Source organism: Streptomyces sparsogenes subsp. cuspidosporus, assembly GCF_039532705.1.
In the GTDB taxonomy this organism is placed as follows: Bacteria; Actinomycetota; Actinomycetes; order Streptomycetales; family Streptomycetaceae; genus Streptomyces; species Streptomyces sparsogenes.
Genome location: NZ_BAAASD010000186.1, coordinates 1 through 501, shown reverse-complemented (window position 1 = coordinate 501; position 501 = coordinate 1). Strand labels below are relative to the sequence as shown.

General features: G+C 68.5%; 1 protein-coding gene and 1 pseudogene. Both read left to right on the top strand.

Going from position 1 to position 501, the window contains the following annotated elements; translation table 11 throughout:
- Positions 1-193: pseudogene (locus ABFY07_RS43000) on the top strand (hypothetical protein); the annotation flags it as partial.
- A gap of 25 nt (positions 194-218) precedes the next feature.
- The coding region (locus tag ABFY07_RS42995) for an ABC transporter permease subunit (RefSeq protein ID WP_428837126.1) at positions 219-501 on the top strand (283 nt) is incomplete at its 3' end.

The following is a 501-nucleotide window of genomic DNA, read 5'->3' as shown; positions in this document are numbered from 1 at the left end:
CTACGCCCCGGACCTCGAGAACCCCACGCTCGAGGACATCGAGCCCCGGTTCGCGGGCATCCACGCGACCGGCATCGGGTACATCCAGCCGGCCGACGTGGCCAAGTCCGTGGTGTTCCTGCTCAGCGACGAGAGCAGGTACACCACCGGCGAGGAGTTCCCGATCCTGTTCGGACGTCAGGGCGGGGTCTGAGCACCCCGGCACGAGGAGCAGCGGCGTGGACACCACCCTCCAGATCGTCTTCAACAGCCTGTCGAACATCGCCCTCTACACCCAGCTCTCGTTGGGGCTCACCGTGTTCCTCGGCGTGTTCGGGATCCTGAACTTCGCCCAGGGAGACTTCGCCACCGTCGGGAGCTATGCGATCTTCGGCGTGGTCGGGGCGACGGGGGTCGGTGTCTACGCCGCCGTGGTCGCCGGCGTCGCCGCGGGCGTCGTGCTCGGCGCGATCTTCTACCTGCTGATCGTGCGGCCGCTCCGGAACGCGCCCCGCGTCAACC